General features: G+C 62.6%; 18 protein-coding genes. 9 read left to right on the forward strand and 9 right to left on the reverse strand.

Annotation, left to right across the window (positions count from 1 at the left end):
- Positions 1 to 224 precede the first annotated feature (224 nt).
- The gene (locus LOM8899_RS07760; RefSeq protein ID WP_093991641.1) at positions 225 to 1,574 is read right to left on the reverse strand and encodes a HupE/UreJ family protein; all 1,350 of its coding nucleotides are present in this window, start codon (positions 1,572 to 1,574) and stop codon (positions 225 to 227) included.
- On the opposite strand from LOM8899_RS07760, the gene LOM8899_RS07765 reads away from it, so the two are divergent.
- Entirely contained in the window at positions 1,573 to 2,376 is an 804-nt protein-coding gene (locus tag LOM8899_RS07765) for a DUF4198 domain-containing protein (RefSeq protein ID WP_093991642.1), read from the forward strand. The genes LOM8899_RS07760 and LOM8899_RS07765 overlap by 2 nt on opposite strands.
- 3 nt (positions 2,377 to 2,379) lie before the next feature.
- Here the strand turns inward: LOM8899_RS07765 and LOM8899_RS07770 are convergent, their stop codons facing one another.
- Positions 2,380 to 2,757 (reverse strand): VOC family protein, encoded by a 378-nt coding sequence (locus tag LOM8899_RS07770; protein WP_093991643.1) that lies wholly within the window; start codon positions 2,755 to 2,757, stop codon positions 2,380 to 2,382.
- Between the two features lie 95 nt (positions 2,758 to 2,852).
- Here LOM8899_RS07770 and LOM8899_RS07775 point away from each other — a divergent pair, with 95 nt between their 5' ends.
- From LOM8899_RS07775 to LOM8899_RS07785, 3 genes are all read left to right on the forward strand, one after another.
- Entirely contained in the window at positions 2,853 to 3,746 is an 894-nt protein-coding gene (locus LOM8899_RS07775) for a PfkB family carbohydrate kinase (RefSeq protein WP_093991644.1), read from the forward strand.
- 128 nt (positions 3,747 to 3,874) lie between these two features.
- Entirely contained in the window at positions 3,875 to 4,792 is a 918-nt protein-coding gene (locus tag LOM8899_RS07780; RefSeq protein WP_211096173.1) for a pseudouridine-5'-phosphate glycosidase, read from the forward strand.
- Positions 4,793 to 4,920: 128 nt separating this feature from the next.
- A complete protein-coding gene (locus tag LOM8899_RS07785; RefSeq protein WP_093991645.1) occupies positions 4,921 to 5,586 on the forward strand; it encodes a DUF502 domain-containing protein in 666 nt (221 codons plus the stop codon).
- Here the strand turns inward: LOM8899_RS07785 and LOM8899_RS07790 are convergent.
- The 5 genes from LOM8899_RS07790 to LOM8899_RS07810 form a co-directional block, all read right to left on the reverse strand.
- On the reverse strand, positions 5,583 to 5,852 hold the full coding sequence (locus LOM8899_RS07790) for a hypothetical protein (RefSeq protein WP_093991646.1): 270 nt from the start codon (positions 5,850 to 5,852) through the stop codon (positions 5,583 to 5,585). The two genes, LOM8899_RS07785 and LOM8899_RS07790, sit on opposite strands and share 4 nt — an antisense overlap.
- A 21-nt stretch (positions 5,853 to 5,873) precedes the next feature.
- On the reverse strand, positions 5,874 to 6,083 hold the full coding sequence (locus LOM8899_RS07795) for a hypothetical protein (protein ID WP_093991647.1): 210 nt from the start codon (positions 6,081 to 6,083) through the stop codon (positions 5,874 to 5,876).
- Positions 6,083 to 6,283 (reverse strand): hypothetical protein, encoded by a 201-nt coding sequence (locus LOM8899_RS07800; protein WP_093991648.1) that lies wholly within the window; start codon positions 6,281 to 6,283, stop codon positions 6,083 to 6,085. The genes LOM8899_RS07795 and LOM8899_RS07800 overlap by 1 nt, the downstream gene beginning before the upstream one ends.
- 38 nt (positions 6,284 to 6,321) lie before the next feature.
- The gene (locus LOM8899_RS07805) at positions 6,322 to 7,356 is read right to left on the reverse strand and encodes a patatin-like phospholipase family protein (protein ID WP_093991863.1); all 1,035 of its coding nucleotides are present in this window, start codon (positions 7,354 to 7,356) and stop codon (positions 6,322 to 6,324) included.
- A gap of 267 nt (positions 7,357 to 7,623) precedes the next feature.
- The gene (locus LOM8899_RS07810) at positions 7,624 to 8,397 is read right to left on the reverse strand and encodes a 3-hydroxybutyrate dehydrogenase (RefSeq protein ID WP_093991649.1); all 774 of its coding nucleotides are present in this window, start codon (positions 8,395 to 8,397) and stop codon (positions 7,624 to 7,626) included.
- A 526-nt stretch (positions 8,398 to 8,923) separates the two neighbouring features.
- Between LOM8899_RS07810 and LOM8899_RS07815 the strand changes: the two genes are divergently transcribed.
- From LOM8899_RS07815 to LOM8899_RS07830, 5 genes are all read left to right on the forward strand, one after another.
- Positions 8,924 to 10,744 (forward strand): extracellular solute-binding protein, encoded by a 1,821-nt coding sequence (locus tag LOM8899_RS07815; protein WP_093991650.1) that lies wholly within the window; start codon positions 8,924 to 8,926, stop codon positions 10,742 to 10,744.
- A gap of 4 nt (positions 10,745 to 10,748) precedes the next feature.
- Entirely contained in the window at positions 10,749 to 10,901 is a 153-nt protein-coding gene (locus LOM8899_RS23370) for a hypothetical protein (protein WP_168770496.1), read from the forward strand.
- Positions 10,902 to 11,093: 192 nt separating this feature from the next.
- Positions 11,094 to 12,593 carry a class I adenylate-forming enzyme family protein gene (locus tag LOM8899_RS07820; RefSeq protein ID WP_093991651.1) on the forward strand — a complete coding sequence of 500 codons (1,500 nt, stop codon included), beginning with the start codon at positions 11,094 to 11,096 and terminating at the stop codon, positions 12,591 to 12,593.
- On the forward strand, positions 12,580 to 13,218 hold the full coding sequence (locus LOM8899_RS07825) for a DsbA family oxidoreductase (protein ID WP_093991652.1): 639 nt from the start codon (positions 12,580 to 12,582) through the stop codon (positions 13,216 to 13,218). The genes LOM8899_RS07820 and LOM8899_RS07825 overlap by 14 nt, the downstream gene beginning before the upstream one ends.
- 5 nt (positions 13,219 to 13,223) lie before the next feature.
- Positions 13,224 to 14,459: a multidrug effflux MFS transporter gene (locus tag LOM8899_RS07830; RefSeq protein WP_093991653.1), complete on the forward strand. Its 1,236-nt coding sequence runs from the start codon at positions 13,224 to 13,226 to the stop codon at positions 14,457 to 14,459.
- A 5-nt stretch (positions 14,460 to 14,464) separates the two neighbouring features.
- Here the strand turns inward: LOM8899_RS07830 and mfd are convergent, their stop codons facing one another.
- The gene (gene mfd / locus LOM8899_RS07835) at positions 14,465 to 17,923 is read right to left on the reverse strand and encodes a transcription-repair coupling factor (protein WP_093991654.1); all 3,459 of its coding nucleotides are present in this window, start codon (positions 17,921 to 17,923) and stop codon (positions 14,465 to 14,467) included.
- A gap of 30 nt (positions 17,924 to 17,953) precedes the next feature.
- Positions 17,954 to 18,484, reverse strand: a complete 531-nt coding sequence (locus LOM8899_RS07840; protein ID WP_093991655.1) for a component of SufBCD complex — start codon at positions 18,482 to 18,484, stop codon at positions 17,954 to 17,956.
- Between the last annotated feature and the right edge of the window lie 16 nt (positions 18,485 to 18,500).

Below are 18,500 nucleotides of genomic sequence, written 5' to 3' on the forward strand. Positions count from 1 at the left end.
CAGCCTGTTGGCCAACCGGTGGACGTCATGGGATGTCTCCCCATACCGCCCGCCCCCGCCTGCGGGATTTATCGTGCGCGCCGTATAGTCGGGGCGTCGGGCTATGGCAAGTGGCAATTCCGATCCGGCGGTCCAGCCCCCCAAATGCTCGGGGGTGGCCACCAGGACCACCCCCTCGATCACCCTGCCCCGCGCGTCCGCGTAATGGGCTCGGACGCTTTGTGTTAGAGGAACACCCGCTCCACAAACCAGTAGGCTCCGACGATCGCAATCGCCACGGAGGCCGGGACCGCGACGATCCGGCGATAGGCGTCCAACTGATCACGATTGAGAACCGACAGCAGGCACAGGAAGGCCAGCAGAGTCAGCGGGACGAAGAAGTTCCACAATGGAATCTCGCCCATCAGATCGCCGCCGAGGAAGCCCGGAACCATGAAGGCGGCCACCGCCAAAGCACCGGCGACCAGAGTGCCGACGCCATAGAGCCCGGTCGCGAGCCCGGCTTCGTTGCGGCCCATGTCGACCCGGATCGCTTCGCGCACGATCAGGAACGCCACGGCCACCACGGCCAACTGACCGAGCTCGACGCCGATGTTGAACCCGATCAGGGCCGGCACGAACGATCCCGGCGGCAGGCCGAATTCGCCCAGCACCGAGGCAAAGCCCAGGCCGTGCAGCAGGCCAAAGCCAAAAATGACGACCGGACGCCACGGGCTCAGCCCTCTGGCAAAGATGTTCTCGACCGCGACAAACACGATGGAGGCCGCGATCAGCGGCTCCACGATGCTGCCGGGCACACTGACATAACCAAGCGCCGCCAGCGCCAGCGTTATGGTATGGGCCAGCGTAAAGGCCGAAATCTGCCACAGCAGCGGCCCCATCTTGGTCGACAGGAAGAACAGGCCGAGGACAAACAGGATATGATCGAGGCCGAGCGGCACGATATGGTCGAACCCGACCGGAATGTAGTTCACGAATGTCTGCCACGGACCGGCCTGATCGCCGCCCGCCAGCGTGATCGGCGGTGTTTGGGCGCCCGCCTCCAGATAGCCGTCATATGGGGCGTCGACACCCATCTGCCGGATGACCAGAGTGCCGAATGCGCGGTCCCACCCGACGACGACGCTCTCCGCTCCGGGGGGCAGATCGACGGTGAACTGGATCTCCGACGTACGGACAAGCTCGGGGTTCTCGACCTCGGGCACCTCTACCGCCGTCAGCGTGGGCGTCAGGGCGGTGCCGTCGACCTTGATCGTGATACGCTCTGCCATCTGGGGCCAGAATTCGCGGAACGCGGTGTCCAGCTCGGCCGGCGGCAGCGCGTGCAATTCGTCGTATGTGGCGGCCTGCGGCGCCTCGTTGGTATCGGCCACCTCCGCCAGATCGATCCCGGCGACGAAACTCTCCAGATTGGCGGAAAGGTCAAAGGTCAGCTGGCCCTCCGACTGGGTCATGTCGGCGATGGCGGGCAAAACTTCGTGAGCTAGGGCCGAACTGGGGGCGCTCAACCACAGCGCGCTTGACATCACCCACGCAAGGCACACCCTTGCGATAACTTGAAAGGAACCGATCATGCGCCGCCTCATCCTGAGCTTACTTGTTACAGTCGCCAGCCCCCTCGCCGCCCACGAATTGTGGATCGAGCCGATCGAGTGGCGTGTTGGAATAGACGGTAACGTGAGCGCCGCGCTTGTCAACGGACAGCAGTTCGATGGGGTGAATTTGGCGTTTTTTCCCAACCGGATCAAAAGCTTCGACCTGCACCTCGGCGATGACAGCACCGTCGTCACCGGGCGGATCGGTGACAGCCCCGCAATGACCATGCCCACGATGGGCGACGGGCTTCACGTGGCGGCCTATGTGTCGTCGGTCTCGACCGTGACCTATACGGAATGGGCCAAATTCATCAGCTTCGCCGAGCACAAGGACCTCGGCGACGTGACTGCGGTGCGCGACGTCAACGGGCTGCCGGCAGAGGGGTTCAAGGAGGCCTACACACGGTTCTCCAAGTCGCTGATCGGCGTCGGCAGCAGCGAAGGGAGCGACCGGGTGCTCTGGTTGGAAACCGAACTCGTGGCGCTAGCCAACCCCTTTACCGACGACCTCAGCGCCGGGATGCCGCTACAGCTCTGGTATCAGGGCGAGGTGCGGGCCGACGAACAAATCGAGCTGTTCGACAGGGCGCCCGACGGCGAAGTCACCGTCACGCTGCACCGGACCGACGAGGACGGGATCGCCCTCGTACCGGTCGTGGCGGGGCACGACTACATGGCCGACGCCGTGGTGCTGCGGCTGCCGGAAGACGACTTGGCCGAGGCAACCGGCGCTGTCTGGGAAACGCTCTGGGCCAACCTGACGTTTCATGTGCCCGAGTGATCGCTAGCGGTGCTGATCGATCAGGATCGGGTTGCCGTCCGGGTCGATCACCACAAAGCTGCCGGGACCGGCATCGCCCTCGAGCGTGACCTGCGTGGTCTCCACACCATGCTCCGCGATCTGGCTGTGCAGGGCGCGGACATCCTCGAACGGATCGACATTCTGGGCGGCCTGATCCCAGCCGGGATTGAAGGTGAGCATGGGCTTGTCGAACATGCCCTCGAAAAGGCCGATGATATGACCGTCCGGATTGACGAGGATGGCCCACTTGGCGCCCTCCTCCACCGGTCCCATCGGGGCAAAACCCAGGGTCTTGTAAAACGCCATCGAGGCGACGATGTCCTTGACGGGCAAGCTGATCGAGAAGGCACCTAGCTTCATGTTTCCGCTCCTTGTTTCCACGAACAGGCTAGCACAGACTGCGCCGCGTCCAAAGGGGCCTTGCCCCAGACGCCGGGTCGGGCCACAAGGTGGCCATGAAAACGCAAGCTGACATCCTGTGCATCGGATCGGTCCTCTGGGACGTGATCGGACGCACCGCCATTCACATGCAGGTCGGCGCCGATGTACCCGGGCGGATCACCCGGCTGCCGGGCGGGGTCGCGATGAACATCGCGATGACGCTTCGGCGGTTCGGGCTGACACCGGCGCTGCTGACGAGCATCGGACGCGATCCCGAAGGCGACGAACTCGTCGCGGACGCGATCCGGCGCGGCATGGTGACCGACACGATCTATCGCTCCGAGGATCTGCCGACAGACGTCTACATGGCGATCGAAGGAGGCAATGGTCTGATCGCGGCCATTGCGGATGCGCATTCGCTCGAAGCGGCCGGGGCCAAGATCCTCGCCCCGTTGTCCGACGGCATGCTCGGCACGGCCGAGGCGCCTTGGCGGGGCTGTGTAGCTCTCGACGGCAATCTGACGGTCGAGCTGCTGCAGACCATCGCCTCGTCACCGCTCTTCGCGGCCGCAGATCTGCGGGTCGCCCCGGCGAGCCCGGGCAAGGCCGAGCGGCTTCTTGCGCTCCTCGGTCATCCGTCGGCCACGCTCTACGTCAATCGCGAAGAGGCCGGGCTGATCTGCCACACGCAATTCGAGACGGCGCCCGCCGCGGCCGCCGCCCTGATCGCAAAGGGGGCGGCACGGGTTCTGGTCACCGACGGAGGCAAGCCCACCTCGGTCGCCACCGCAGACAGGATCATCACCCAGACGCCTGCCTCGGTGCTCGTCACCCGGATCACCGGCGCCGGGGATACCTTCATGGCTGCGCATATCGCCGCGGAACTCGGCGGTGCCGACGCCGAAGACGCGCTCAGCCAGGCTCTCGCCGCCGCGGCCGCCTATGTGTCGGGAGAAACCCCGATCTAGGCATCCTTGCACAATACGTTTCTTTTGGCCCCAAATACGGCCGCCGGAGGCGCATGTCATCGCCCATATCCCGTCCGGGCAGGCCCGCAACCCTGCCGCACTCCTCGCACCAAACTCAAAGGCCTCTTATGTCGCTCCCGTTGATCTACGCCCCCGAAGTCGAAGCCGCCCGCAGCGCCGGCAAGCCCATCGTCGCGCTCGAAAGCACGATCATCACCCACGGGATGCCTTTTCCGCAGAACGTCGAAACCGCGCGGGCGGTCGAGGCCGAGGTCCGGGCCGCGGGCGCCGTGCCCGCCACGATCGCGGTGCTTTCCGGGCAGATCCATATCGGCATCACCGACGCGCAGCTCGATCATCTGGCCGGGTTGAAGACGGTGTCCAAGCTCAGCCGGGCAGATCTGGCCGCCTGTCTCGCCGCCGGTCGCGATGGCGCGACGACAGTCGCGGCGACGATGATCTGTGCGCATATGGCGGGCATTCATGTCTTTGCCACCGGCGGGATCGGCGGCGTGCACCGCGGCGCCGAGGACAGCTTCGACATCTCCGCAGATCTGCAGGAGCTGGCACAAACGCCGGTTACGGTCGTCGCGGCCGGGGCCAAGGCGATCCTCGATCTGCCCAAGACCTACGAAGTGCTCGAAACCCTCGGCGTGCCGGTCATCGCCTACGGGCAGGATCAGCTTCCGGCCTTCTGGTCGGCGCAATCGCCATACCCCGCGCCGCTGCGGATGGACAGCGCCGCCCAGATCGCCGCGGCACATCTGATGCGGGGGCGGCTCGGCCTGCCCGGTGGGCAACTGGTCACCAACCCGATCCCGCAAGAGGACCAGATCCCCGCAGAGGTGCTCAGCCCGCTGATCGAACAGGCGCTGGCCGAGGCCGCCGCTCAAGGGATCAGCGCCAAGGCGGTCACTCCGTTCCTGCTGGATCGGATATTTACCCTGACAGACGGCGCCAGCCTCAAGGCCAACGTCGCACTGGTGCGCAACAACGCCCGCCTAGCCAGTGCGATCGCCGCTGAAATAGGCAGTTCCACCGCTTAATGATGCGCCATGGCCGGCGTGTCATTGCAGTGACGCAGATCTGTGCCTAAGTCCTAGCCAACGCTGCAACGAGGATCGTCCAAGTGGCCCGCAAAGATCTTCCCTCCCCGCATCCGGCCAAACGCAGCATGTTTAGCGGATTGCGGAACAACTTTCTGGCAGGCGTCGTCGTCATCGCGCCGATCGGCCTGACGGTCTGGCTGATCTGGACGTTGATCGGCTGGATGGATTCCTGGGTGCTGCCGCTGGTGCCCGGCCGGTTGAACCCCGAGCAATACATCGGGATCAACCTGCGCGGCGTCGGCGTGATCTTCTTTCTGGTGTTCACGGTCGTCATCGGCTGGGTCGCCAAGGGGCTGGTCGGCCGGTCTTTCCTGCGGTTCGGCGAAAACCTCGTCGGGCGAATGCCGGTGGTGCGGTCGGTCTACAACGCGGCCAAGCAGATCGCCGAAACGGTCTTTTCGCAATCCGACACCAGCTTCGACGAGGCTTGTCTGATCGAACACCCGCGCAAGGGGGTCTACGCCATCGCCTTCATCACTACCAAGGCCAAGGGCGAAATCGACGCAAAGCTGCCCTATGACGAGGAAATCGTGACGGTCTTCATGCCGACCACGCCAAACCCGACATCGGGGTTCCTGCTGTTCGTGCCACGCTCCGACATCATCGAGCTGGACATGAGCGTCGAAGACGCGGCAAAGCTGGTGATCTCGGCAGGGCTGGTCTACCCGGCGGATACGGCCGGCGCGCCGGATGGGGCGATCCCGCTTCCGACGCGGAACCGGGCGGGCTAGCCGGGCAAGGTGTGGCTGACCGGCAGATCGTTTTCCTGCGCACAGGCGATCTGCTCGGGCGTGGCGGTCATGAGGAATCCGGACCCGCCGTCATCCATGAGGGCCGCGGTGAACGGGCCGGACATCGCCAGTTCCAGAACCCCGTCGCAAGGGCCCGAGCGGACAATCTCCGGGCTCGGTTCGGGCGGCTGCGGCGCAGGCTCCAGTGCCGCCTCGCAGGCGGCCAGCGCCACGACCGACAGGATCAAGAGACCTCTAGCGTTCATCCGGCGCCCTCTCCGGCGGGGTCACAAAGGCTCTGGCATACGGGCCAGATCCTGAGCGGTTGCCGGGCGCAACGACGCTTCCCGGCAGTCATTGACCATCACCATCGTCGTGCCGTCGACCTCGGTCAGGGTTTCGCTCGGAATGCAGCCCGCCGGCGCGGGAGCGGTCCCGCCGCAGGCTGCGAGGAGCGCCAGCATCAGCACCGGCATTGCGCGGATCGGACGACGCATCACCCGAGCCTCTCGATATCGGCCTGCGTCGCGGGACGGGATGAATCGTCCGGGCCACAGCCATTGACGATGACAAAGGAATTGCCATCGATCGTGATCAGGTTTTCGACAACCTCACAAGAGCCGGAAGACCCCGACGGGGCCACGCATCCGGCGACGGTCAGCGAAACAGCGATTGCCAAAAGGATTGTCGGGCGCATCTGCTCTCCTCGTGTTTTCGCCAGTCTGCCACATTCGATCAGGCAAACAAAGCCGTCAGATCCACCGTGCTGCGTTCGCCCAGATCTGCGGCGTGACGCGACAGGAATCCGTCCATCGCATCGCGGCCCGCATCCTTGAGGCGGGTCAGGATCACCGGCACCGGGATCGTCTTGGTGGCCACGTTCAGATCGTTCATCAGCGCGTCGTCGCTGACCATGTGCAAATGCACATCCTTCTTGGTGCCGGATTTCAGCACTCCCTCGGCCAGCAGGCGTTTGACAAAGGCGATCGAGCGGATCTCCCCCAGAAGAGAGGCGTTGAAACTGATCTCGTTGATGCGGTTCTGAATGGACTGGCTGTCGGTCGGCACCTCGTCGCGGACCAGAGGATTGATGTTCACGATCATGATGTCTCGGGGCAGGTGCGGCTGATAAAGCGGGAACAGAGCCGGATTGCCGGTATAGCCGCCATCCCAATAGGCTTCGGTGCGGCCGGTCTTCGGATCGTCGATCTCTACGGCCTGAAACAGGGTCGGCAGGCAAGCCGAGGCAAGCAGGACGTCGGTGCTGATCTCCTCGCCGGTGAATACGCGGACCTTGCCGGTGCGGACATTGGTCGCACCGATATAAAGCTCGGGCCCGTGCCTGTCGCAGACCTTGTCGAATTGCAGCTGGCGGACGACCCGCTCCAACGGGTTGCGCAGCATCGACCCAAAGACATAGGGCGAGGTCATGCGGTTCGCCATGTCGAAGGCCATGTAGGCCGGCGAGGCTTCGATCGCCGAAGCTAGGCTCGGGATCGTCGGCGCCATGGCCGACAGCCAATCCGAGAACCACGGATCGTTGACGGCGCCGATCTGCTCCCAGAACCAGTCCAGCGTCTCGCGGGCGCCTGCGTTGCCGTCCTTCAGATAGCCGGACTTGAAGGCCGCCGCGTTCATCGCTCCGGCAGAGGTGCCGGTGATCGCCGCGATCTCGATCTCGCTCTCTTCCAGAAGGCGGTCCAGAACACCCCAGGTAAAGGCACCGTGAACGCCGCCACCCTGCAAGGCGAGATTGATCTTCGTGGTCATGAGCAGTTCCTCTGGATGGGTCGGCGGGTTGATGCGGAGAGGTCGGGGCAATGCCACACCTCCACCGCAGCGCGATAATATTCGGTTGCGCCACCGCACGCTGCCAGCGCGATCACGACTTCGTGAGCAGATACCGAAAACGAGACCTACGGCATACCGACGCCATACCGACGTCTTGCCGCAGAGCATTTCAGCCCGGCGCGGCTCGGACAGATCCTTACCGCGCCGCGCCTGTTGACAGCGTTCCGCGCAACATCGGACGCAGCGTCACAAGGCGGTCCAGCCACCATCGATGCTGATCGTCGTGCCGGTGATCTGCGCGGCCGCATCGCTGCACAGAAACACGGTGGTGCCGCCGATTTGCTCGACCGTTGCGAATTCCTTCGACGGCTGGCGCTCCAGAATGACCTTCTGCTTCGCCTCTTCCTCGGTCATGTCGTATTTCTTGGCCGTATCGGGAATTTGCGACTCGACCAACGGCGTCAGAACATAGCCCGGGCAGATGGCGTTGCAGGTGATGTCCTCTCTCGCGGTCTCCAGAGCGACCGTCTTGGTCATGCCGACGATGCCGTGCTTGGCCGTCACATAAGCAGACTTGTAAGGGCTTGCGGTCAGGCCATGCGCGCTCGCGATATTGACCACCCTGCCCCAGCCGGCCTTGCGCATCATCGGCAGCGCGACAGCCGTCGTGTGAAAGGCGCTCGACATGTTGATGGCGATGATCGCGTCCCACTTGGCGACCGGAAATTCGTCGATCGGGGCGACGTGCTGGATGCCTGCATTGTTGACCAGAATATCGCAGACGCCCGCCGTTTCGATCAGCGAACGGGCCGACTCCGCTTTCGACATATCGGCCTGAATATAGCGGGCCTTCACCCCGGTTTCAGAGGCGATTTCTTCGGCCAGAGCATGGTCTTCGGGATTGTCGGTGAACGAGTTGAGCACAACGTCGGCGCCTGCCCGGGCCAGCTCCCAAGCGATTCCCAGTCCAATTCCAGACGTGGAGCCGGTGATTACGGCCGTTTTTCCCTTGAGCGACATCGCGATCTTCCTTTCGTCTATGTGTTTTCCCCAACATAGGATGCTGCACCTGCAAAAGAAATGCGGGATCGCAGGAAAGTGCGCGTGCTCACCGCCCAAAACGGGCCGCCCTGACGGATCATGAGAACGCCTCCGACCGCTGCGCACAAGCGGACCTGTGCCGTCAAAGGCTCATACGGGTCGGCAAACTCTGACCGCCCTCCCCACGATTTGCAGATGTCTGCGGGCGAAAGATACCCGGGACTTCAACACCCCGTGTCCGCCCATTGCCAAGGCGGTGATTCTTCAAGACGTGGAGTTCGTGTCCGGCGATCCCGCCACAACCTCGACACCCCAGAAAAAAACGCCCGCACAAGGCGGGCGTTGAGTTATTGAGGCAGGTTTCATACAGGCAAGAAACCTATCGAGCAGTGACACCTTTATAAGCAATCTGACGCCGGGCTCCAAGCTAAAAAATTGATATCGTTCAAAGACCCCGCTACGGTCATCGTTAATGAACACTGGGAGCAGAGGGATTGTCGCAAAAATGACAACAGAGTTATTCTTACCACTTCGCCGGATCGGCCTCGCCGCGGCCCTGTCCGCAGGCGCCGGCCTCGCCACAGCAGAGCCGCAACATGGCATAGCTATGTATGGCGAGCCTGCCTTGCCACCTGATTTTGTGTCCCTGCCCTATGCCAACCCCGACGCGCCCACTGGCGGACGCTTCGTCGAGGCAAGCGTCGGCAGCTTCGACAGCCTCAACCCGTATATCCTCAAGGGCTCTGCGCCTTGGCAGTTGCGGTTCCTCACCGGCGAAAGCCTGATGGCGCGGTCGATCGACGAACCGTTCACGCTCTACGGGCTTTTGGCCGAATCGGTCGAAACCGGGCCGAATCGCGAATGGGTCGAATTCACGCTCAGACCAGAGGCGCGGTTCTCAGACGGCAGCCCCGTGACGGTCGAGGATGTGATCTGGTCCTACGAGACGCTCGGCACCGTCGGTCACCCGCGCTACCACGGCTTCTACGGCAAAGTGGCAAGCATCGAGCAGACCGGCGACCGCTCGGTTCGCTTCACCTTCAACGTCGAAGACCGCGAGCTGGCGCTCTTGGCAGGTATTCGGCCGATTCTGCAGAAGGCTCAATGGGAAGGTCTCGACTTCGCAGAAAGCGGCCTCGACGTCATCCCGATCACCTCGTCCGAGTACAGCGTGACGGATTTCGAGGCGGGCCGATTCGTCGAGCTGACGCGAAATCCTGACTATTGGGGCAATGGCGTCGTCCCGTTCATGAACGGGCTGGGCAATATCGACACCCTGCGGCTCGAATTCTTCGGTGACGAGACAGCCGCGTTCGAGGCCTTCAAGATCGGTGACGTCAACACCAATCGCGAATTCAATGTCGCCCGTTGGGAGGGACAATACGATTTCCCGATGGTGGAGTCCGGCGACGTGGTGCTCTCTGTCCTGCCGCATTCACGGCCGTCCGGTATGACCGGCTTCGTGATGAACACTCGCAAGGATCAGTTTGCCGACTGGCGGGTCAGACAGGCCATGATCGAGGTCTTCAACTTCGAGTTCATCAACGAAGCCATGACGGGAAGCGCGCAGCCGCGGATCACCTCCTACTTCTCGAATTCGCCTCTGGGGATGCAGCCCGGGCCGGCAGAAGGACGGGTGCGGGAATTCCTCGAAATGTATCCTGATGCGCTGCTTCCGGGTGCGCTCGACGGCTACGCCCTTCCGGTCTCCGATGGAACCGAGCGGAACCGGGCTGGCACGGGCAACGCGCTGGCATTGCTCGAGGAAGCGGGCTGGACGATTCAGGACGGCGCCCTCAAGAACGCCGATGGCGACGATTTCACCTTCGAGATCCTCCTCGAAACCGGGGCCTCCGAAAATCAGTCGATCATCGACATGTATGTGCAATCGCTCGAGCGGATCGGGGTCAACCCGACGATCAGCACGGTAGACGGTGCGCAATACAAGGAGCGGACCGACGCCTACGACTTCGACATGACGTATTTCCGGCGGGGTCTGTCGCTCAGCCCGGGCAACGAACAGTATCTCTATTGGGGGTCTGAGGCCGCCGACACTCCAGGTGGTCGCAACCTGATGGGGGTCCAGAACGAGGCGATTGACGGTCTGATCAATACTCTGCTCACCTCCGAAAGCCAGGACGACTTCGTCGCTGCGACACGCGCTCTTGACCGCGTCCTGACAACCGGACGATACGTCATCCCGATCTATCAATGGAACATCAGCCGTATCGCGCATTCCAAGAACCTGCACTACCCGGACACCATGCCGCTCTTTGGGGACTGGCCGGGCTGGCAGCCGGATGTGTGGTGGTATGAAGAGGACTAGCACTTTGACCAGAATTCTGAAAATCAGCGCGGCCTGCGCCGTGGCCGGGCTCTTGAGCGCCTGCAACCCGGTCGGGACGGCCGTCGGCGCGGCGACCAACGTGGCCACCGGGGTCGTCACGACGACGGCGTCGACTGCGGTTGGCATCGTGCTCTAGGCCCAAGAAATCCGCTATCAAAGGCCCGCAACGTCTACGGATATTGTGGGCCTTTTCGTTTCTTTGGGTTCTAAATATCCATTCTTTGGGCCTACCGGATCAACAGGCGCTAACGTTCATCTCGTATTGGCCCGATCCACGACCGCATCGGACCACCTTGCAACTCCCCCGCCCGGCAATTAGCCAAGGCACATGCCAAGTGCTTCACCTTGCCCGGATTCCTTCAATCTTGCCGCTTATGTGCCGGCGGCCGGTGAGGCATCGGACAAACCGGCCCTCGAAGTATGGGGCGCGTCACCCGACATATGGAGCTATGCCCGCCTGACCGCGGCCGTCCGTGGCGCAGCGACCGGGCTTCTGGCACAGGGATTGCAGCCGGGCGCGCGCATCCTGCTGAGGCTCGGCAACGAACCGGCCTTCCCCATCGCCTTTCTCGGCGCCATCGCCGCTGGGCTGATCCCCGTGCCGACCTCGCCGCAACTGACCGTGTCCGAAATCAGCAAGCTCGCCGGATCTCTTCGCCCCGATCTCGTTGTCGCGGGCCCCGGCATCGCGCTGCCCGAAGGGCACATTCCGACGATCAGTCAGGAAACCCTTTCTGGCTTCGCGTCCTTGCCACCGGCCGAGTTTGCGATGGGCGACCCCAACCGTCCCGCCTATATCATCTACACCTCCGGCACTTCGGGCCAGCAACGAGCCGTGGTCCATGCACACAGGGCCATCTGGGCACGGCGGATGATGTGGGATGGCTGGTATGGGTTGAGGCCCAGCGACCGCTTGTTGCACGCCGGCGCCTTCAACTGGACCTATACCTTGGGCACCGGCCTGATGGACCCTTGGGCCATCGGGGCCACCGCCCTGATCCCGGCACCCGGAACCGAGAGCAGCGCCCTGCCCGGCCTGTTGGACGAAGCAAGAGCCACCATCTTTGCCGCCGCTCCCGGCGTCTACCGGCAAATGCTGCGCCATCCGATCCCCGCCTTGCCGCACCTCCGGCACGGGCTCTCAGCGGGTGAAAAGCTGGGCGGTCATTTGCGACAGGCGTGGCAAGAGGCCACCGGGACGCAAATCCATGAGGCGTTCGGAATGTCCGAATGCTCTACATTTCTCTCGGGCAGCCCGGATCGTCCGGCGCCCGATATGAGCCTCGGTTTTGCGCAGCCCGGGCGCCGGGTCGCGCTCTTGAACGATGCAGGCCCTGCCGCGATCGGCTCGCCGGGGACCATCGCAATCCATCGCGATGATCCGGGATTGATGCTCGGCTATCTCGACCAACCAGCAGAAACAGCGGCGAAATATCAGGGCAAATGGTTTCTGACCGGCGATATTGGGGTGATGGACGCCAGTGGCGCGATCACTTATCAGGGTCGGGCCGACGACATGATGAACGCCGGTGGCTTTCGTGTTTCACCGATCGAGGTCGAGGCGGCGCTCTCGCTTCATCCGGGCATCCGCGACGTGGCGGCCTGCGAAGTGCGCGTCGGCCCCGATACGACGGTGATCGCCGCCTTCTGGACCGGGCCCGATGCGCTCGACGACGCCGAACTTGCCGCCTTCGCGGGCGAACGGCTCGCACGCTACAAGACTCCGCGCCTTTGGGTGCGCCTCGACGGCCTCCCCCGCGGGGCCAACAACAAACTGTTGCGCCGCCAATTGCGCACCGATTGGGAGACCGCTCATGGTCAAACTTGATATTCTTTCCGACCCGATTTGCCCGTGGTGCTACATCGGCAAGACCAATCTTGACAAGGCGCTCGCCAACCGGCCCGACCATCCCTTCGTGATCGAATGGCATCCGTTCCAGCTGAACCCCGATATGCCGGCCGAAGGTGTCGACCGCCGCGCCTATCTGGAAACCAAATTCGGCGGGCCGGAAAAAGCGGATCAGATCTACGGCAATATCGCAAAACACGCCGCCGAAGCGGGGCTGACCGTGCATCTGGACGCGATCCAAAGGACACCGAACACGATTGATGCGCACCGGCTCATCCATTGGGCCGGGATCGAGGCCAAGCAAATCAAAGCGGTTGATGCCCTGTTTCAGGCCTATTTCGTCGATGGACGGGACATCGGAAACGCCGAAGTGCTGGCCGACATCGCGGACGGTATCGGAATGGACGCGAGCGTCGTGGCGCGGCTTCTGGCATCGGACGCGGATGCCGACGACATCCGGGCCCGCGATGCACATTCGCGGAAAATGGGGGTCAACTCCGTGCCGACCTTTATCGTGGCGCAGCAGCACGCCGTCCCCGGTGCGCAGCCCACGGAGATCTGGGAAAAGGTGATCGACGATATCGTGGCGCAAAATCAAGGCTGAACCCAATGGCTCGGCCGAGTAAGAATTTGTCGTTGCCCGAATTTGTCGGGCTCGTTGCCCTCCTGATTGCCGCTGTGGCCTTTGCCATCGATGCGATGTTGCCGGCCTTGCCGAATATCGCAGCCGACCTGTCCCCGCTCGATCCGAACAAGGCACAGCTCGTGTTGTCGTTCTTTTTGTTCGGCATGGGGCTCGGCACGCTGGTTGCCGGCCCTCTGTCCGACAGCTACGGCCGCAAGTCGGTGATCACCTACGGAATGGTCATCTACATCGTTGGGGCGATCCTGGCCTCCATGGCGACGTCCATGGAAATGCTCTTTCTCGCACGGATGATCCAAGGGCTCGGCGCAGCGGCACCGCGCGTCGTGGCACAGGCGCTGATCCGAGATCTCTATGACGGGCGTCGCATGGCGCAGATCAGTTCCTTCGTGATGATGATCTTCATCTTCGTGCCGTCCATGGCACCGTCCATCGGCGCTCTGATCTTGTCGGTCTACGGCTGGCGCGGCATCTTTGGCGGCTTTGTTGTCTTTGCGTTGATCTGCATTCTCTGGCTCAACTTGCGCCAGCCAGAGACCCTGCGGCCGGAGAACCGACGCTCCATGAAGCCCGCAAAGCTTTGGGAAGCCACCGTCGAGGTGGTCAGCAATCGGCTGGTGCTGGCCTATATCGCCGTGCTCACACTCGGCTTTGGGCAGATGTTCGCCCTGTTGAGCTCCATACAGCAGATTTACGAAGTCACATATGACAAGGCCGAAAGCTTTCCGTTCTGGTTCCTGATCGGCGGCTTGATGTCGGGCTTGGCGACCGTGTTCAACGCCGCACTCGTCATGCGTCTGGGCATGCGTAGGATCGCGATCTTCGCATTCGGGGCGCAGGTCGTCATCTCGGGCGGGTTGCTGGTGCTGACGCAGTTGCATGTGATCGGTGCCGTCATGCCGTTCGGTGTCTTCTTCCTCTGGCAGGTCAGCGTCTTTGCCATGGCCGGGTTGGTCTTTGGCAATCTCAACGCATTGGCGTTGGAGCCGCTGGGCCATATCGCGGGCATCGCCTCGTCGGTCATCACCGCGGCCTCTACGATCCTGTCCATCGCCATCGCAGCGCCGATCGGACTGGCATTCCGGGGTACGCCAAATCCTCTTTTGATCGGCACGCTGATTTTCTCGACGGTGGCGTTCGTCCTCATGCGTTCCGCAAGGGCGATGGATCCGACCCCCAAGACAAAGCCACCACCGGTCTAAGCCCGCTAGGCGCTCGCCTTGGCCTTCTTTTCGTCGGCCAGCTTTTGCGCCAGATCGCGGGCAATCCCGAAGGCACCCTGGATCTTGTCACGTTCCTTGGTCCAATCGCGGCGAATGACGATCTTGTTGTCCTTCACCTTAGCCAAGCCCTTCTGATCGTTGATGAAATCGACCAGCCCCTTGGGAGAGGCGAATTTGTCGTTGTGGAACTGGATCGTCGCGCCCTTTGGTCCGGCATCGAGCTTTGCGATGCCAGCCCGCTTGCACATGGCCTTGATCCGAACCACCAGCATCAGCGTGTTCACCTCCTTGGGCAGCGGTCCAAAGCGGTCGATCAACTCCGCGGCAAAGCCCTCGAGCTCGACCTTGGTGGTCAGGTCGGACAGCCTGCGGTAAAGGCCCAAACGCACGTCGAGGTCAGGTACGTAAGTGTCCGGGATCAATACTGGAACGCCCAGATTGATGTTGGGCGCCCACTGCCCGTCATCCACGATGCCCTCGGCCTCACCAGAGCGGATCTTGGCGATCTGATCTTCCAGCATCTGCTGGTAAAGTTCATACCCCACTTCGCGCATCTGTCCGGACTGCTCCTCGCCCAGCAGATTGCCCGCTCCACGAATATCGAGATCCTGACTGGCCAGCGCAAAGCCGGCCCCGAGGCTGTCCAGGGACCCCAGAACGCGCAGCCGCTTCTCCGCCTGCGGCGTCAACTTGAGACGCGGTTTGGTCGTCAAATAGGCATAGGCTCGGGTCTTGGACCGGCCAACGCGGCCCCGGATTTGATAAAGCTGCGCAAGGCCGAACATGTCCGCCCGATGCACGATCATTGTGTTCGCCGTCGGGATATCTAGACCGGACTCGACAATGGTCGTGGCCAGCAGCACATCGTACTTGCCGTCGTAAAAGGCGTTCATCCGGTCGTCGAGCTCGCCTGCCGCCATTTGGCCGTTTGCGACGACATAGCTGACTTCCGGCACCTGCGTTTTCAGCCAATCCTCCATCTCTGGCAGATCGCTGACGCGCGGCACCACGAAGAACGACTGCCCGCCACGGTAATGCTCGCGCAGCAACGCCTCGCGGATCGTGACAGTGTCGAATTCGGAGACATAGGTGCGAATGGCCAACCGGTCGATCGGCGGCGTGCCGATGATGCTCAATTCGCGAACGCCGGACAAACTGAGCTGCAAGGTCCGGGGGATAGGCGTCGCTGTCAACGTCAGGACATGCACGTCGCTGCGCATCTGCTTGAGGCGCTCCTTGTGCTGCACACCGAAATGCTGTTCTTCGTCGATAACAAGCAGGCCGAGGTTCTTGAAACGAATGGACTTTGCCAGAACTGCATGCGTGCCTATCACGATATCCACCGTGCCCTTGGCGATGCCGTCGCGGGTGGCGGCTGCATCCTTTGCACTGACAAAGCGTGACAAGGTTCTGACATTGATCGGAAATCCCCGGAACCGCTCGGCAAAGCCCTTGTAATGCTGACGCGCCAACAGCGTCGTCGGCGCGATCACCGCGACCTGAACACCGGACATTGCCGCCACAAAGGCGGCCCTGATGGCGACTTCGGTCTTGCCGAACCCTACATCGCCGCACACGAGGCGATCCATCGGTGAGCCGCTCTCCATATCGGTCAGCACGTCGTCGATGGCGGCCAACTGGTCGTCCGTCTCCGAATACGGGAACCGGGCGATGAACTGGTCCCAAAGCCCGTCGGGCGGGCTTAACACTGGCGCAGTTCGAAGCGCCCTTTCGGCGGCGACGCGGATCAGCCGCTCCGCCATCTGGCGGATGCGTTCTTTCAGGCGGGCCTTCTTGGCTTGCCACGCGCCGCCACCAAGCTTGTCGAGCAGACCTTCGTCATGGCCAAATTTCGACAACAGCTCTATGTTTTCAACCGGCAGGTAGAGCTTGGAGCCTTCGGCATATTCCAGCAAGAGACACTCGTGCGCCGCGCCCAATGCGGTGACGACCTCCATGCCCTGATAGCGGCCGACACCGTGGTCCACGTGAACGACAAGGTCGCCGGGGCTGAGGCTCTGCGTCTCGGTCAGGAAATTCTCTGCCCGGCGGCGCTTTTTGGTTTGCCGGATCAGGCGATCACCCAACACGTCCTGCTCGGAAATCACCGTGACACCGGGCGCCTCGAACCCGTGTTCGAGCGGCCAGACCGCCAGATGAACACCGCGCTTGCCGACGCGCGAGAAATCCGTCACCGGGATCGCCTCCGCGACACCCTCGTCCTCGATGAGGCCCATCAGGCGTTCGCGGGCACCGCCGGAATAGGATGCGATGACCACCGGGCCATCGTCCATCTTGACCTTCACATGAGCCGCCAGAGCATTAAAAAGGCTGATCTTTTCCTGCTGGCGCTCGGGCGAGAAATTGCGCCCGATCCGACCGCCGGCATTGATCACGCCCGGCCCGGTCGGCACCTGCACGGGGCTGAACTGCATCACACGACGATCGGCGACGGCAGCATCCCAGCTCGGCTCGTCGAGATACAGCAATCGCGGAGGCGCAGGCTTATAGACGGAATCCATCCGTCCTTTCTGGGTCAATGCATGTTTGCGGGTCTCATACTGGTCCTCGACACTGGTCCAGCGGGCATTTCGCTGTGGCCCGGTCTGATCGTCCAGCGTGATCGACGCGTCCGGCAGATAGTCGAACAGCGTCTCCATCGTCTCGTGGAAGAACCCGATCCAGTGCTCCATGCCGGCATGTTTGCGGCCCGCGCTGACCGCCTCATAGAGCGGGTCGTCCGTCCCCGCGGCACCAAATTCGATACGATAGTTCTGGCGAAACCGGGTAACGCTTGCCTCATCAAGAACGATCTCGGACACCGGCGCAAGCTCGACAACATCCAGCTTGTCCGTGGTGCGCTGTGTCGCCGGATCAAACCGGCGCGCCCCGTCCAACACGTCTCCGAACAGGTCGAGCCGAACCGGCCCGGATTGGCCCGGCGGATAGATATCGATGATGCCACCCCGGACGGCATAGTCCCCCGCCTCCAACACCGTCGGCGCCTGGGTAAACCCCATCCGCACAAGGAACTGACGCAGCGCCGCCTCGTCGATCCGGTTGCCGACCGTCGCGGTAAAGGCCGCCTCGCGCAGAAGCGACCGCGGCGGGACCCTTTGCGTCGCCGCGTTGAGCGTCGTCAGCAAGACGAACCGCTGCGGCATCTGGTGTACCAGCGCCGCCAGTGTGGCCATCCGCGTGGCCGAGATGTCGGCGTTGGGCGACACCCGATCGTAGGGAAGGCAATCCCAGCCGGGGAACGTCACCACAGGCATGTCCGGGGCAAAGAACGCCAAGGCGGCCTGCATCGAAGCCATGCGCTTGTCGTCGCGGGCGACATGGATCACCGGGCCGTCAGACCGTGCAACCTCTTCGATGACAAGACGTGCGTCGAACCCTTCGGGCGCTCCGCCTACCGTGATGTGTTTGGAAGATTTAGACATAGTGAGGACCTACTGCGCCCGAGGGCCGTGTCAACCACCAAAGCCCTGAACGACGTAGAGGTTTTGGTACATGCCAAACAGTGCGGTGACAAAGATCGAAACCATGCCGATCAGGTGGGTATAGAAGCGGTGACGCATCAGCCGTTTCAGCAAATCCGGCCCGCGGGGCTGTTCGGCCTCGATCTTCTGAGCCGTCTTGAACGTCAGGATTCCGACGAATGTCATTGGAACCGCCAGCAGCACGACGGCCTGTGCAAACTCGATCCAGTACCAGAAGGCCAGCATCAAGAGCGCGGTCATCACGAATGCCCAGAAACCGAGGATGACCAACCCGGACACCTGCCCGATATAGAGCAATCTGCGTGTATTGATCCCGACGAGGTTGACCAAATCGTCAAAGGCCTCTCCGCCTTGCCGCTTTGCCCGTGTGATCATGTCGAACGGCACGCCGACGACATAGTGTGACGCCGTCGACCATGAGACGGCCAGAACGATCCAGTACCACAGGTTTGAAAACGACCTTGCGTCGATCACGTCGATGAGTGTTTTGGTCAGGTCCACGGCAGTCGTCCGTCAG

The organism is Flavimaricola marinus (assembly GCF_900184895.1).
GTDB lineage: Bacteria > Pseudomonadota > Alphaproteobacteria > Rhodobacterales > Rhodobacteraceae > Flavimaricola > Flavimaricola marinus.